This is a genomic window from Streptomyces thermospinosisporus (assembly GCF_039526425.1).
In the GTDB taxonomy this organism is placed as follows: domain Bacteria; phylum Actinomycetota; class Actinomycetes; order Streptomycetales; family Streptomycetaceae; genus Streptomyces; species Streptomyces thermocarboxydovorans.
Map to the genome: position 1 here is coordinate 1 of NZ_BAAAIZ010000090.1, position 14745 is coordinate 14745.

11 protein-coding genes, 1 pseudogene and 1 riboswitch are annotated in these 14745 nt (G+C 70.9%); of the genes and pseudogenes, 11 read left to right on the plus strand and 1 reads right to left on the minus strand.

What is annotated here, in order from left to right; all coding sequences use genetic code 11:
- Positions 1 to 171: 171 nt before the first annotated feature.
- The 10 genes and pseudogenes from clsA to ABD207_RS25355 all read left to right on the plus strand — a co-directional run.
- Entirely contained in the window at positions 172 to 780 is a 609-nt protein-coding gene (gene clsA / locus ABD207_RS25310; RefSeq protein ID WP_344015440.1) for a cardiolipin synthase ClsA, read from the plus strand.
- Positions 781 to 894: 114 nt separating this feature from the next.
- Positions 895 to 3390 (plus strand): sugar phosphate nucleotidyltransferase, encoded by a 2496-nt coding sequence (locus ABD207_RS25315; protein ID WP_344015441.1) that lies wholly within the window; start codon positions 895 to 897, stop codon positions 3388 to 3390.
- A 108-nt stretch (positions 3391 to 3498) separates the two neighbouring features.
- Complete coding sequence (locus ABD207_RS25320; protein WP_344015442.1) at positions 3499 to 4410, plus strand: DUF881 domain-containing protein; 912 nt, start codon at positions 3499 to 3501, stop codon at positions 4408 to 4410.
- Positions 4407 to 4739 (plus strand): small basic family protein, encoded by a 333-nt coding sequence (locus tag ABD207_RS25325; RefSeq protein ID WP_344015444.1) that lies wholly within the window; start codon positions 4407 to 4409, stop codon positions 4737 to 4739. Before ABD207_RS25320 ends, ABD207_RS25325 begins: the two co-directional genes overlap by 4 nt.
- 5 nt (positions 4740 to 4744) lie before the next feature.
- The gene (locus tag ABD207_RS25330) at positions 4745 to 5746 is read left to right on the plus strand and encodes a DUF881 domain-containing protein (protein WP_344015445.1); all 1002 of its coding nucleotides are present in this window, start codon (positions 4745 to 4747) and stop codon (positions 5744 to 5746) included.
- A gap of 61 nt (positions 5747 to 5807) precedes the next feature.
- Entirely contained in the window at positions 5808 to 6740 is a 933-nt protein-coding gene (locus ABD207_RS25335; RefSeq protein WP_344015446.1) for an FHA domain-containing protein, read from the plus strand.
- Positions 6741 to 6778: 38 nt separating this feature from the next.
- Positions 6779 to 7519, plus strand: a complete 741-nt coding sequence (gene ftsR, locus ABD207_RS25340) for a transcriptional regulator FtsR (protein WP_344015447.1) — start codon at positions 6779 to 6781, stop codon at positions 7517 to 7519.
- Between the two features lie 83 nt (positions 7520 to 7602).
- Positions 7603 to 8076 carry a bifunctional nuclease family protein gene (locus ABD207_RS25345; RefSeq protein WP_004934251.1) on the plus strand — a complete coding sequence of 158 codons (474 nt, stop codon included), beginning with the start codon at positions 7603 to 7605 and terminating at the stop codon, positions 8074 to 8076.
- 163 nt (positions 8077 to 8239) lie between these two features.
- On the plus strand, positions 8240 to 8923 hold the full coding sequence (locus ABD207_RS25350) for a MerR family transcriptional regulator (RefSeq protein ID WP_344015448.1): 684 nt from the start codon (positions 8240 to 8242) through the stop codon (positions 8921 to 8923).
- 35 nt (positions 8924 to 8958) lie between these two features.
- Positions 8959 to 10294 (plus strand): annotated as a pseudogene (locus ABD207_RS25355) (DNA polymerase IV); the annotation flags it as partial.
- A 694-nt stretch (positions 10295 to 10988) separates the two neighbouring features.
- On the opposite strand, the gene ABD207_RS25360 reads toward ABD207_RS25355, so the two are convergent.
- Positions 10989 to 11363: a PRC-barrel domain-containing protein gene (locus ABD207_RS25360; RefSeq protein WP_343998408.1), complete on the minus strand. Its 375-nt coding sequence runs from the start codon at positions 11361 to 11363 to the stop codon at positions 10989 to 10991.
- Positions 11364 to 11490: 127 nt separating this feature from the next.
- A riboswitch (glycine riboswitch) is annotated at positions 11491 to 11586 on the plus strand.
- Between the two features lie 173 nt (positions 11587 to 11759).
- On the opposite strand from ABD207_RS25360, the gene gcvP reads away from it, so the two are divergent.
- Positions 11760 to 14645: an aminomethyl-transferring glycine dehydrogenase gene (gene gcvP / locus ABD207_RS25365; protein ID WP_344015449.1), complete on the plus strand. Its 2886-nt coding sequence runs from the start codon at positions 11760 to 11762 to the stop codon at positions 14643 to 14645.
- Positions 14646 to 14745: the final 100 nt, after the last annotated feature.

Consider the following 14745-nt stretch of genomic DNA (forward strand, 5'->3'; position numbering starts at 1 on the left):
GCCTTACAGCGCCGATGGTACTGCAGGGGGGACCCTGTGGGAGAGTAGGACGCCGCCGAACTCCTTTTGCAGCTCCGGCTCTTGGGCGTACAGCCCGAGAGCCGGAGCTTTTCTGCGTTGATGTAAGGTCAGGGAGCATCGTTGGCTCGTTTCCCCACAGGAGGCCCCCGGGTGGAGGTCCAGGAGACTCGCGTCCAGACGGACCGTGTCCTCACCATCCCGAACATCCTCAGCATGGCGAGGCTCGTCGGCGTGCCCCTGTTCCTGTGGCTGATCCTGCGCCCCGAGTTCGGCGGTCCGAAGAGCGACGGCTGGGCCCTGCTGGTCCTGGCCCTCAGCGGTGTCACCGACTATCTGGACGGCAAGCTCGCACGGCGATGGAACCAGATCAGCAGCCTGGGCCGGCTGCTCGATCCCGCGGCCGACCGGCTCTACATACTTTCGACCTTGGTCGGTCTCACCTGGCGCGAGATTCTGCCGCTGTGGCTGACCTGTGTGCTGCTGGCGCGAGAGCTGGTTCTGCTGGTGATGGTGGGTATCCTCCGGCGTCACGGCTATCCGCCGCCGCAGGTGAACTTCCTCGGCAAGGCCGCCACCTTCAACTTGATGTATGCCTTCCCGCTGCTCCTGCTCAGTGACGGAAGTGGCTGGATCGCGTCACTCGCTGCTATTTTCGGATGGGCGTTCGCCGGATGGGGTACAACCCTGTATTGGTGGGCAGGAGTCCTCTACGTGGTGCAAGTCCGCCGACTGGTCCGGGCGGACGCCATGGCCGATTGAACCCGCTGACAGGCGCGCGCATGCCGGTGCGGTCGCCCGCTTGAAAACTGTGCGGGACAATCCTGGTGGGTGAGTCGGCCAGACCGTCGTCTCTTCGAGGAGGACGCTTCCGACATGAAGGCCGTTGTGATGGCCGGGGGCGAAGGCACGCGCCTGCGCCCCATGACCTCAAGCATGCCCAAGCCGCTCCTGCCGGTGGTCAATAGGCCGATCATGGAGCATGTTCTGCGGCTGCTCAAAAAGCATGGGCTCAACGAAACCGTTGTGACTGTCCAATTCTTGGCGTCACTCGTCAAGAACTACTTCGGTGACGGCGAAGAGCTCGGTATGGAGCTCACCTATGCCAATGAGGAGAAGCCACTCGGCACCGCAGGAAGCGTCAAGAACGCCGAGGAGGCTCTGAAGGACGATGCCTTCCTCGTCATCTCCGGCGACGCGCTGACCGACTTCGACCTGACCGAGCTCATCAACTTCCACAAGGAAAAGGGCGCGATGGTCACGGTCTGCCTGACCCGTGTGCCGAATCCCCTGGAGTTCGGCATCACCATCGTGGACGAGGACGGAAAGGTCGAGCGCTTCCTGGAGAAGCCCACCTGGGGCCAGGTGTTCTCCGACACCGTGAACACCGGCATCTACGTGATGGAGCCCGAGGTCTTCGACTATGTCGAGCCCGACGTGCCCGTCGACTGGTCGGGTGATGTCTTCCCGCAGCTGATGAAGGAAGGCAAGCCGATCTACGGCTATGTCGCCGAGGGCTACTGGGAGGACGTCGGAACCCACGAGAGCTATGTGAAGGCGCAGGCCGACGTCCTCGAGGGCAAGGTCGACGTCGACATCGACGGCTTCGAGATCTCCCCGGGCGTCTGGGTGGCCGAGGGCGCCGAGGTGCACCCCGACGCCGTACTGCGCGGACCGCTGTACATCGGCGACTACGCCAAGGTCGAGGCCGGCGCGGAGATCCGCGAGCACACGGTCATCGGCTCCAACGTCGTCGTCAAGAGCGGCGCCTTCCTGCACAAGGCCGTCGTCCACGACAACGTCTACGTGGGGCCGCACAGCAACCTCCGCGGCTGCGTGCTCGGCAAGAACACCGACGTCATGCGGGCGGCCCGGATCGAGGACGGCGCCGTCATCGGTGACGAGTGCCTGATCGGTGAAGAATCGATCGTCCAGGGCAATGTGCGGGTCTACCCGTTCAAGACCATCGAGGCCGGTGCCTTCGTCAACACCTCGGTGATCTGGGAGTCCAGAGGGCAGGCGCATCTCTTCGGCGCCCGCGGCGTCTCCGGCATCCTGAACGTCGAGATCACCCCCGAGCTGGCCGTGCGGCTGGCCGGAGCCTATGCGACGACCCTCAAGAAGGGCTCGACGGTCACCACGGCCCGCGACCACTCCCGCGGTGCCCGCGCGCTCAAGCGGGCGGTCATCTCCGCGCTGCAGGCCAGCGCCATCGACGTGCGCGACCTGGAGAACGTGCCGCTGCCCGTGGCCCGGCAGCAGACCGCGCGGGGCAGCGCCGGCGGCATCATGATCCGGACCACCCCCGGTGTGCCGGACTCCGTCGACATCATGTTCTTCGACGGGAACGGCGCCGACCTGTCCCAGGCCAGCCAGCGCAAGCTGGACCGCGTGTTCGCACGCCAGGAGTACCGGCGTGCGTTCCCCGGCGAGATCGGCGACCTGCACTTCCCGTCCAGCGTCTTCGACTCGTACACCGGCTCGCTGCTGCGCAATGTCGACATCACCGGGATCGCCGAGTCCGGGCTCAAGGTCGTCGTGGACGCCTCGAACGGAAGCGCCGGCCTGGTGCTGCCGAGCCTGCTCGGCAAGCTCGGGGTGGACTCGCTGACCATCAACCCCGGACTGGACGAGTCCCGGCCGACCGAGACGGCCGACCAGCGGCGCGCGGGACTGGTCCGGCTCGGGGAGATCGTGGCCTCCTCGGGCGCCGCGTTCGGCGTGCGCTTCGACCCGGTCGGCGAGCGGCTGTCCCTGGTCGACGAGAAGGGCCGGATCATCGAGGACGACCGGGCCCTGCTGGTGATGCTCGACCTGATCGCCGCCGAGCGGCGCAGCGGCCGGGTGGCGCTCCCGGTGACCACCACGCGGATCGCCGAGCAGGTGGCCGCGTATCACGGCACCCAGGTCGAGTGGACGACCACCTCGCCGGACGACCTCACCCGCGTCGGCCGCGAGGACGGCACCATCTTCGGCGGTGACGGCAGGGGCGGCTTCATCGTCCCCGAGTTCAGCAGTGTCTATGACGGCACCGCGGCGTTCGTCCGGCTGATCGGGCTGGTCGCGCGCACGCAGCTGACCCTCAGCCAGATCGATGCGCGCATCCCGCGTGCGCATGTGATCAAGCGGGACCTGGCGACCCCGTGGGCGGTCAAGGGCCTGGTGATGCGCCGGGTCGTCGAGGCGGCCGGAGACCGCCATGTGGACACCACCGACGGCGTGCGGGTGGTGGAGGCCGACGGCCGCTGGGTGATGGTGCTGCCCGACCCGGCCGAGGCGGTCACGCACCTGTGGGCCGAGGGACCGGACGACGCCTCCGCGCAGGCGCTGCTCGACGAGTGGTCGGCCGTGGTGGACAGCGCGGGCCGGTAGCGGCGGACCCCGAAACCAACCGAGCCCGTGTGCCGGGCAGTGCCCCGAGGGGGTGCCGCCCGGCACACGGGCAGGGTCGTTCGAAGGCAGTGGGCGCGGCGTGCGACGATGTGCGGCATGCCGCAGCAACCCCCTGTTCGGAGCACCCCCCAGCGGCCGCCGCGCCCGGATGCGTCGATGTCGTTGCTCACCAACGTCATGGACCACAGTCTCGACGACGGCTACGCCGAGGCCGCAGCCCGGAAGAAGGCCGAGGGGGAGGGGGGCCTGCCGAAGACGCTCAGGGCCAAGCTGGGGCTCGCCGCGGGGCTGGTGCTCGCCGCCCTGGTCGTGACCGTGGGAGCGGCGCAGGCACGGGTGGCCGCACCGGTCGTCGCCAAGGAGCGCGAGGAGCTGATCGACCGGATCGACCGGGAGACCGAGGCCGCCGACCGGCTGGAGAAGAGCGTCGACAAACTGCGGGCGGAGGTCAGCGCCCGGCAGCGCGAGGCGATCGGGCACGGCGGCAGCAGTGCCCGGTCCGAACTGGTCGGCATCCTGTCCGGCGCCACACCGGTGCACGGGCCCGGAGTGAAGCTCGTGGTCGACGACGCCAAGGGGTCGAGCGCGGGCGGCGAGGGGGACCCCCGTTCGGCCTCCGGGTTCTCCGACACGGGCCGGGTCCGCGACCGTGACATGCAGCGCGTGGTCAACGGGCTGTGGGCGTCCGGCGCGGAAGCCGTCTCGATCAACGGACAGCGGCTCACCGCCCTGTCGGCGATCAGGGCGGCGGGCGACGCGATACTGGTCGACAACAGGCCGCTGGTGCCGCCGTACACGGTGCTGGCGGTGGGGGACGGCCGGAATCTCAGCGACCGGTTCCAGAACAGCGCGGACGGCCTGTATCTGCATGCCCTGCAGGAGAACTACGGCATCCGGACCGCCCTCTCCGTGGAGGACGACCTCCGGCTGCCCGCCGCACCGAGCGTCATCGTGCGCACCGCACAGCCGATATCCGAAACCGAGAAGGGCACATCGTGATCGCCGTACTGGGCCTCGTCGTGGGAGTCGTGGCCGGCCTGTTGGTCCGGCCCGAGGTTCCTGCCGTCGTCGAGCCGTATCTCCCGATCGCCGTGGTGGCGGCGCTGGACGCCGTCTTCGGCGGGTTCCGGGCCATGCTCGACGGGATATTCGACGACAAGGTCTTCGTGGTGTCGTTCCTGTCCAACGTGGTCGTCGCCGCGCTGATCGTGTTCCTCGGCGACAAGCTGGGCGTGGGAGCGCAGCTGTCCACCGGTGTCGTGGTGGTCCTCGGCATCCGCATCTTCTCCAACGCCGCGGCGATCCGCCGGCACGTGTTCCGGGCGTGAGGCCGATGAGCGAGCAGGACAACGAGCGCGAGCGCGAGCACGACGGCGGGCGCGAGCCCGGCAGCGCACGCGAGCAGGGGGCACGCGAGCGGGCGGGCGGCGAGCAGCCGAAGGCCGCGCCCCCGGCAGCACGGGCGGGCGGACTGCGCAAGGAGCTGCCGGACGAGGTGCCGGGCGAGGCGAAGGCCGGCAGTAAGGCCGACCGGGAGGCCGAGGCGGGCGCGGCGCGGCCCGCCGGGCAGGCGGACGACCGGCAGGGGCCCGGCTCCGATGCCGCGCCGGAGCTCACCGGGCGGCAGCGGCTGATCAACGGGCTGTGGCCGCCCCGCGTCACCCGGGCCCAACTCATCGTGGCGCTGCTGCTGTTCGGCCTCGGCTTCGGCCTGGCCGTCCAGGTGGCCTCCAACAGCGAGACCGACAGCGCCCTGCGCGGGGCCCGCCAGGAGGATCTCGTGCGCATTCTCGATGAACTCGACGACCGCACTCAGCGTCTGGAGGACGAGAAGCAAGGGCTCGAGAAGCAGCGCGACGAGCTGGAGAACAGCTCCGACCAGGCCGAGGAGGCCCGCAAGCAGACGATCGAGAAGGAGCGGCAACTCGGCGTACTGGCGGGCACCGTGGCCGCTCAGGGCCCGGGGATCACGATGACCATCGAGGACACGAAGGGGACGGTCGAGGCGGACATGCTGCTCGACGCCATCCAGGAGCTGCGCGCTGCCGGGGCCGAGGCGATCCAGGTGAACGGCGTGCGGGTCGTCGCCGGGACCTATCTCGCGGATTCGGGCAACGGAGTGAGCGTCGACGGGAACAAGATCAACGCCCCCTATCGTTTCAAGGTCATCGGCAAGCCGCAGGACCTGGAGCCGGCTCTCAACATTCCCGGAGGCGTGGTGCAGACTCTCGAGAAGGAACAGGCCACCGTAGCCGTGGAACGGTCGACCAAGATCGTCGTCGATGCCTTGCGAGCGGCGAAGCGGCCTGACTACGCTCGGTCGTCCTCCCAGTGAACGGGGGGTATGCGGGGGGCGTCCGGCGCGGGCATGAGCTTGCGGGGGGTCGGCGCACCGATTGGCTGGTGCGTGGTGGAAACTGTCTGGTGGATACGGACGTTGTGAGGATGTCCGGGTCGGCCAGAGTGTTCAGTCAGGGTTCGTCCTGCCCCACGGGCGGGTCTGTTTCGGTCAAGGGGAATCGCCCGTGAAGTTGTTTGCGAAGTTGTTCGGCAAGAGCGCGCGAGAGGGCAGCGGCGACGCCACCCCTCAGCACCGCGCACAGCCCGAGGCGGAAGGGCAGCGTCCGCTGTTCCGGGACGAGGTCGGCGGCCAGGGCGCGCCGTCGGTTGACCCTGCCCAGCAGGGCGGCATAGGTTTCGGACAACCGTCAACCTCAGGTACGGGTGGAGACTTTTCGGGCCCGTACGCGTCCCAAGCCCCTGGTGGGCAGCCGCGGCAGGAGGATCCGTCCATGTCGGCCCTGGTGTGTACGAGGTGCGGTAACCGCAATGCGGAGAACAGCCGCTTCTGCTCCAACTGCGGCGCCCCCCTGAGGCCCGGCGTCACCCCGGAGCGGTCGTCCGAGACGACGTCCACCATCTCCATCTCCGGTATCGAGGCCTACGACGCCGAGGCCACCGGGCAGACGCCGGTGCCGGCGCTGTCCCCGGAGGCGCAGGCGGCCGTGGACGCACTGCCCCAGGGGTCGGCGCTGCTGGTCGTGCGCCGCGGGCCGAACGCGGGCAGCCGCTTCCTGCTCGACGGCGACCTGACCACGGCGGGCCGTCATCCGCAGAGTGACATCTTCCTGGACGACGTGACCGTCTCCCGGCGGCACGTGGAGTTCCGCCGGGGCCCGGACGGTTCCTTCACCGTCGCGGACGTGGGCAGCCTGAACGGCACCTACGTCAACCGCGAGCGGATCGACCAGGTCGCCCTGTCCAACGGCGACGAGGTGCAGATCGGCAAGTACCGGCTGGTCTTCTACACGAGCCAGCGGGGCTACTGACCCTCCCCGGACGCCGACCGGGGACCGAGGGAAGGTTCATGCCTCACACACCGAGCGGCGGTGCCGGGCACGGCACCGCCGCACCGGACACCGGACTGATGAGCATCGGCACGGTGCTGAACGTGCTGCGCGAGGAGTTCCCCGAGGTCACCATCTCCAAGATCCGCTTCCTGGAGTCGGAGGGGCTCATCGAGCCGCAGCGGACCCCGTCGGGGTACCGCAAGTTCAGCGCCGCCGACGTCGAGCGCCTCGGCCTGGTGCTCAGGATGCAGCGGGACCTGTATCTGCCGCTGAAGGTGATCCGTGAGCATCTGGCGGCGATGGAGCGCGGCGAGGCGGTCCTGCTGCCCGCGGTGGGCCGCCAGCGGGACGCGCACACCGCCGGCGAGCCCGTGGCCGACGGCCCCACCGCGGCCCGCATCGGCCGGGAGCAGCTGCTCGCGGCCGCCGGCATCGACGAGCGGACGCTCGCGGAGTGGGAGTCGTACGGGCTGCTCACCCAGGTGGAGGACGGCGTCTACGACGCCGAGGCGGTCACCATCGCCGAGCTGGTCGGGGAGCTGGGACGGCACGGCATCGAGCCGCGGCACCTCAGAGCCATGAAGGCCGCCGCGGACCGGGAGGCCGGCCTGGTGGAGCAGGTCGTCGCCCCGCTCAGACGCCACCGCAACCCGCAGACCAGGGCCCATGCCGAGGCCCGCACCAAGGAGCTGGCCGGGCTGACGGTGAAGCTGCACGCGGCGCTGGTACGGACGGCGCTCGGCGTCCGTCTGCCCTGATCGCGAGGTCCTGTGGCGCCGGATTCGCCACCCGATCCCGGTCCGACTACCCAAACGTCCCGGGCACGGCCTAGGGTTGCTGTGTGAACGAGCTCGATGTCGTAGGTGTCCGGGTCGAAATGCCCTCCAACCAACCGATCGTGCTGTTGCGTGAAGTGGGAGGGGACCGCTACCTCCCCATCTGGATCGGACCGGGGGAGGCGACGGCCATCGCCTTCGCCCAGCAGGGCATGGCTCCCGCACGGCCGCTGACCCACGACCTGTTCAAGGACGTGCTCGAGGCCGTGGGCCAGGAGCTCACGGAAGTGCGTATCACGGATCTGCGTGAGGGCGTCTTCTATGCGGAGCTGGTCTTCGCGAGCGGGGTGGAGGTGAGCGCCCGCCCGTCCGACGCCATAGCGCTGGCGCTGCGCACCGGGACGCCGATCTACGGCAGTGACACGGTGCTCGACGACGCCGGCATCGCCATCCCAGACGAACAGGAGGACGAGGTCGAGAAGTTCCGCGAGTTCCTCGACCAGATCTCGCCGGAGGACTTCGGGACCAGCAACCAGTGACCGACCGCCCCGCCAGAGGCCATTCGGCTAGCCTTTCCCGGCGGACGGGCACGGGAAACCACTCTTAGGGTGATTATCACTCGGCGTGCCGAGTGTGGCGATCGTTGACGCACCCTTGGTGACTGCCTACCGTCGAGGAGGCAGGTCAAGGACGGAGGTCGGCGTGAGAAGCAGCGGCGACGGTACGGCGGGAGGTGCCCCCGGGCGCAGCCTCGGGGCGGGCGGGCCGTACCCTCCTCCCGGCTCCCGGCTTCGGTCGAACATGGGCTACCCGGCCCAGAACGGTACCGCCGCCCGCGCTCCGCAGCGGCCGACACCGGTGCCGGACAGCGGAGGGGCTGCGTCCATGGCGTCCGAGCAGATCGGCTATCGAGGGCCCACGGCCTGTGCCGCGGCCGGCATCACCTACCGGCAGCTCGACTACTGGGCCCGCACGGGCCTGGTCGAACCGAGCGTGCGGCCCGCCTACGGTTCGGGGACCCAGCGGCTCTACAGCTTCCGGGACGTCGTCGTCCTGAAGATCGTCAAGCGGTTCCTCGACACCGGGGTCTCGCTGCAGAACATCCGCACCGCCGTGCAGCATCTGCGTGAGCGCGGCTTCCGTGACCTGGAGCGGATGACGCTGATGAGCGACGGCGCCACGGTCTACGAGTGCACCTCGCCGGACGAGGTGCACGCCCTGCTTCAGGGCGGCCAGGGCATCTTCGGGATCGCCGTGGGCGTGGTGTGGCGGGACGTCGAGAACGCCCTGTCCCAGCTGCACGGGGAACGCATCGACACCGGCGAGACGCTGATCGGGCACAACCCGGCCGACGAGCTGGCCCGCCGCCGCAACCGGGCGGTCTGAAGCGCTTGTCAGTGGCGTAGGGCAGCATCGGAGATGTGAGGTCCGCGCCTACGATTCTGCATCTCGACATGGATGCCTTCTTCGCGTCGGTGGAGCAGGCGTCCAAGCCGAGCCTGCGCGGGAAGGCCGTGATCGTGGGCGGGCTGGGACCGCGCGGGGTGGTTGCCACCTGCTCCTACGAGGCGCGGGTCTTCGGGGTGCATTCCGCGATGCCCATGGCACAGGCGCGGCGGCTCGCCCCGCACGCCGCGTATCTGGTGCCGCGGTTCGCGTTCTACCGGTCGATCAGCGAGGAGGTCATGGAGCTGCTGCGGGCCCTGTCGCCGCTGGTGGAGCCGCTGAGCCTGGACGAGGCGTTCGTGGACCTGGAGGCCGGCGGGACCGCCTGGGACGAGCGTTCGGCGCGGCTGGCCGGCGCCAAGCTGCGCGCGGACATCCGGGAGGTCACCGGGCTGACCGGCTCGGTGGGGCTCGCGGCCTCCAAGATGCTGGCGAAGATCGCCTCCGAGCACGCCAAGCCGGACGGGCTGGCCGTGATCGAGCCGGGCACCGAGCGGGAGCTGCTGGCGCCGTTGTCCGTGCGCACGCTGCCGGGGGTCGGACCGGCCACCGGTGACCATCTGCGCAGGGCCGGCATCCACACGGTCGGCGAGCTGGCCGAGGCCGGCGAGGACGAGCTGGTGCGGCTGCTCGGCAAGGCGCACGGGCAGGCGCTCTACGCGATGGCGCTGGCGCGGGACGATCGGCCGGTGGTGGCCGAGCGGGAGACCAAGTCGGTGTCCGTCGAGGACACCTACGACGTGGACATCCACGACCGGGTGCGGGTGGCGATGGAGGTGCGCCGGCTCGCCGACCGGTGCGTGCGCCGGCTGCGCGCGGCCGGACTGTCCGGGCGGACCATCGTGCTGAAGGTGCGCCGGTACGACTTCTCCACGCTGACCCGGTCCGAGACCCTGCGCGGCCCCACGGACGACCCGGCCGTGGTGCGGGAGGCGGCGGCGCGGCTGCTGGACTCCGTGGAGACCACGGGCGGGGTGCGGCTGCTCGGCGTAGGGGTGAGCGGACTGGCCGACTTCACCCAGGAGGACCTCTTCGCCCAGGCGGCGGGGGAGCGCGAGGAGGACTCGTCCCCGGGCGCCGGGGAACCGGTGACCGAGCCGACCCAGGAGGCACCGGCGCCGGCCGAGCGCCGCTGGCCCGCAGGCCACGACGTGCGGCACGCCGAGTACGGGCACGGCTGGGTGCAGGGCAGCGGCCTCGGCCGGGTGACCGTGCGCTTCGAAACCCCGGACTCGCCCCCGGGACGGGTCCGGACCTTCCGGGTCGACGACCCGGCGCTCGAGCCGGCGGACCCGCTGCCGCTGGTGACCCGAAGACCGTCCCCGGCCTCCTCGGCGGCGGGTACGCGACGCCCAAAGGGTGCGGAAGCGGGGCCTGCCGCAAGCGGCGACGCGGCGCACAGGGAGCCGGGCACGGATGACGGGGCGGCATCCGCGGGCCCGGGGGCGGACGGTGTTGCGGCGTCCGGGGGCACGAGGACGCACGGCGGTACGGCACCTGCGGGCACAGAGACGGGCCGTGGTGTGGCGTCCGCGGGCGCGGGCCGTCATGCGGCGTCCGCGGGTCCGAGGTCGGACGGTGGTGTGGCGCCTGCGGTCACGACGGACCGTGGCGCGGCACCTGCGGGCACGGGGATGGACGGCGGCGCGGCACCTGCGGGCACGGGGATGGACGGCGGCGCGGCACCTGCGGGCACGGGGATGGACGGCGGCGCGGCACCTGCGGGCACGGGGATGGACGGCGGCGCGGCGCCTGCGGGCACGGGGATGGAGGGCGGCGCGGCCACGGGCGCAAGGCCCGAAGGCCGTGCGGAGCACGCCTGCGCGAGGACCGACGGCGGGACGGCGCACGCGGGCGCGAAAGCGGACGGGGACGCGGCACCCGCGGTCACGGGACGTGGTGCAGGGGCGGCACCCGCCGGCACGGGGACGGACGGTGGGGCGGGGCCCGCAGGGACGACGGCGGAGTTATCCGCGGAGGCCGTCGGTCCCGTACGCCGCGGGGGTCAGGTCTGCTTGTCCTTGCCGGCCAGTTTGCCGAAGTCGCGGTCCCGGAGCGGGGGCGGGGCGGCCACGTCCAGGCCGTAGTGGTGGTAGAGCTGGAGCTCCTGCTCCGGGGAGAGGTGGCGGCCCACGCCGAAGTCGGGGGCGTCCTTGATCAGGGCGCGGTCGTAGGGCACGTGGAGGGCGCCGTCGATCAGCTCGCTCGGTTCCAGGGGAACGAACGCGTCCCTGCTGAACAGGCCGGTGCGTATCGCCGCCCACTCGGGCACGCCGGTGGCGTCGTCGAGGTACACCTCGTCGACCGTGCCGATGCGGTTTCCGTTGCGGTCGAACGCCTTGCGGCCGATCAGGTTGCGCGGATCGATGTCGGTGTCCACGGGCCCTCCACTGGTCGCAAAACTCATCCGTAAGTACTACAAAACGGCACAAACGATGCGGCGGCCACTCGAAGGTTCCCGGCCAGGGCCCGGCCTTGCTCTCGCTGGTACGCTGGCAGACGGCCGCTGACCCTGTGCGGGAGAGTCCTCCAGGCCCCACTGGAGGCGCCGAAGGAGCAAATCCTCCCCGGAATCTCTCAGGCCCACGTACCGCACGGACGAGGTCACTCTGGAAAGCAGGGCGGGTGTCACGGCTTCCGCTCTCACCGACGGTGAAAGCCGGGTCCCTTACGGCGATCCGGTGAAGCTCTCAGGTCGAGATGACAGAGGGGGAGGCCGTCCGGGCACCCGCGCCGTGGTGCCCCTCGAAGGTCGTCAGACCAGGAGGCCTCCGCAATGACCGCCCACCGCACTCCGCTCTCCGAGCTCGAACAGGGAACGCCCTTCGAGCAGCGCCACATCGGCCCCGACCACGAGGCCCGGGCCAAGATGCTCGCCCAGGTCGGCTACGGGTCGCTCGACGAGCTGACCGCCGCCGCGGTGCCGGATGTGATCAAGAACGCCGACGCGCTGGACCTGCCGGGCGCCCGCACCGAGGCCGAGGTGCTGGCCGAGCTGCGCTCGCTGGCCGACCGCAACCAGGTGCTCGACTCCATGATCGGGCTCGGCTACTACGGGACCTTCACCCCGCCCGTGATCCTGCGGAACGTGATGGAGAACCCCGCCTGGTACACGGCCTACACGCCCTACCAGCCGGAGATCTCGCAGGGCCGGCTCGAGGCGCTGCTGAACTTCCAGACCATGGTCGCCGACCTCACCGGCCTGCCGACCTCCGGGGCCTCCCTGCTCGACGAGGGCACCGCCGCAGCCGAGGCGATGGCGCTGTCCCGGCGCATGGGCAAGAACAAGAAGGGCCTGTTCCTGGTCGACGCGGACGCGCTGCCGCAGACCATCGCCGTGATCCGGACCCGCGCCGAACCGACCGGCGTGGAGGTCGTCGTCGCCGACCTCAGCGAGGGCATCCCCGCCGAGATCGCCGAGCGTGAGATCAACGGCGTCCTCATCCAGTACCCGGGCGCCTCCGGCGCCGTCCGCGACATCAAGCCGGTGATCGACCAGGCGCACGAGCTCGGCGCGCTCGTCACCGTCGCCGCCGACCTGCTGGCGCTCACCCTGCTGAAGTCGCCCGGCGAGCTGGGCGCCGACATCGCCGTCGGCACCACCCAGCGCTTCGGCGTGCCCATGGGCTTCGGCGGGCCGCACGCCGGCTACATGGCCGTCCAGGAGAAGATGGCGCGCAGCCTGCCCGGGCGCCTGGTCGGCGTCTCGGTGGACGCGGACGGACACAAGGCCTACCGGCTGGCGCTGCAGACCCGTGAGCAGCACATCCGCCGCGAGAAGGCCACCAGCAACATCTGCACCGCCCAGGTGCTGCTCGCCGTGATGGCCGGGATGTACGCCGTCTACCACGGGCCGGAGGGCCTGCGGACCATCGCGCGGCGCACCCACCGCTACGCCGCCATCCTCGCCGAGGGCCTGCGCACCGCCGGCGCCGAGATCGTGCACGGCTCCTACTTCGACACCCTGACCGTGCGGGTCCCGGGCCGGGCCGCCGAGATCGTCGCCGCTGCCCGGGACAACGGAGTCAACCTGCGCCAGGTCGACGCCGACCACGTCTCCCTCGCCTGCGACGAGACCACCGGCCGGGCGCAGCTCGCCGCCGTGTGGCGCGCCTTCGGTACCGAGGGCGACGTCGAGGCCCTGGACGCGAGCGTCGGGGACGCGCTGCCGGACGCCCTGCTGCGCACCGACGAGTACCTGACCCACCCGGTCTTCCACCAGCACCGCTCCGAGACCGCGATGCTGCGCTACCTGCGCCGCCTCGCGGACCGCGACTACGCGCTGGACCGCGGCATGATCCCGCTGGGCTCCTGCACCATGAAGCTCAACGCGACCACCGAGATGGAGCCGGTCACCTGGCCCGAGTTCGGCGCGCTGCACCCCTTCGCGCCCGCCGAGCAGGCCGAGGGCTACCTCACCCTCATCCGCGAGCTGGAGGAGCGCCTCGCCGAGGTCACCGGCTACGACAAGGTGTCGCTCCAGCCCAACGCCGGGTCCCAGGGCGAACTGGCCGGTCTGCTCGCCGTCCGCGGCTACCACCGGGCCAACGGCGACGAGCAGCGCAATATCTGCCTCATCCCGTCCTCCGCGCACGGCACCAACGCCGCCAGCGCCGTGATGGCCGGCATGAAGGTAGTCGTCGTCAAGACCGCCGACAACGGCGAGGTCGACGTCGAGGACCTGCGCGCCAAGATCGAGCAGTACCGCGACGAGCTGGCGGTGCTGATGATCACCTACCCCTCGACGCACGGTGTGTTCGAGGAGCACGTCGCCGACATCTGCGCCCGGGTGCACGAGGCCGGCGGGCAGGTCTACGTCGACGGCGCCAACCTCAACGCCCTGGTCGGCCTGGCCAAGCCCGGCCACTTCGGCGGCGACGTCTCGCACCTGAACCTGCACAAGACCTTCTGCATCCCGCACGGCGGCGGCGGTCCCGGCGTCGGCCCGGTCGGCGTGCGGGCGCACCTGGCCCCGTACCTGCCCAACCACCCGCTCCAGCCCGCGGCCGGACCGGAGACCGGGGTCGGGCCGGTCTCCGCGGCGCCGTGGGGCTCGGCGAGCATCCTGCCGATCTCCTGGGCCTACGTCCGGCTCATGGGCGGCGAGGCCCTCAAGCGCGCCACCCAGGTCGCCGTGCTCAGCGCCAACTACATCGCCAAGCGCCTCGAGCCGCACTACCCGGTGCTCTACACCGGCCCCGGCGGGCTGGTCGCGCACGAGTGCATCATCGACCTGCGCCCGCTGACCAAGGCGACCGGCGTGACCGTGGACGATGTGGCCAAGCGGCTGATCGACTACGGCTTCCACGCGCCGACCATGTCGTTCCCGGTGGCCGGGACGCTGATGATCGAGCCGACCGAGTCCGAGGACCTCACCGAGCTCGACCGGTTCTGCGAGGCGATGATCGCCATCCGCGCCGAGATCGAGAAGGTCGGTTCCGGCGAGTGGCCCGCGGACGACAACCCGCTGCGCAACGCCCCGCACACGGCGTCCATGCTGGGCGGCGAGTGGGAGCATCCCTACAGCCGGCAGGAGGCCGTCTTCCCGGGCGAGGTGAGCGCCGCCGACAAGTACTGGCCGCCGGTGCGCCGGATCGACCAGGCCTACGGCGACCGCAACCTGGTCTGCTCCTGCCCGCCGCTGGACGCGTACGAGGACTGACGACCACCGCGTCCGAAGAACCGATCGCCCGGCGCCTGACGCCGCAGTGAAGGGCTCCGCCCCGGCCGCACGGCCGGGGCGGAGCCCTTTCCGTGTCCGG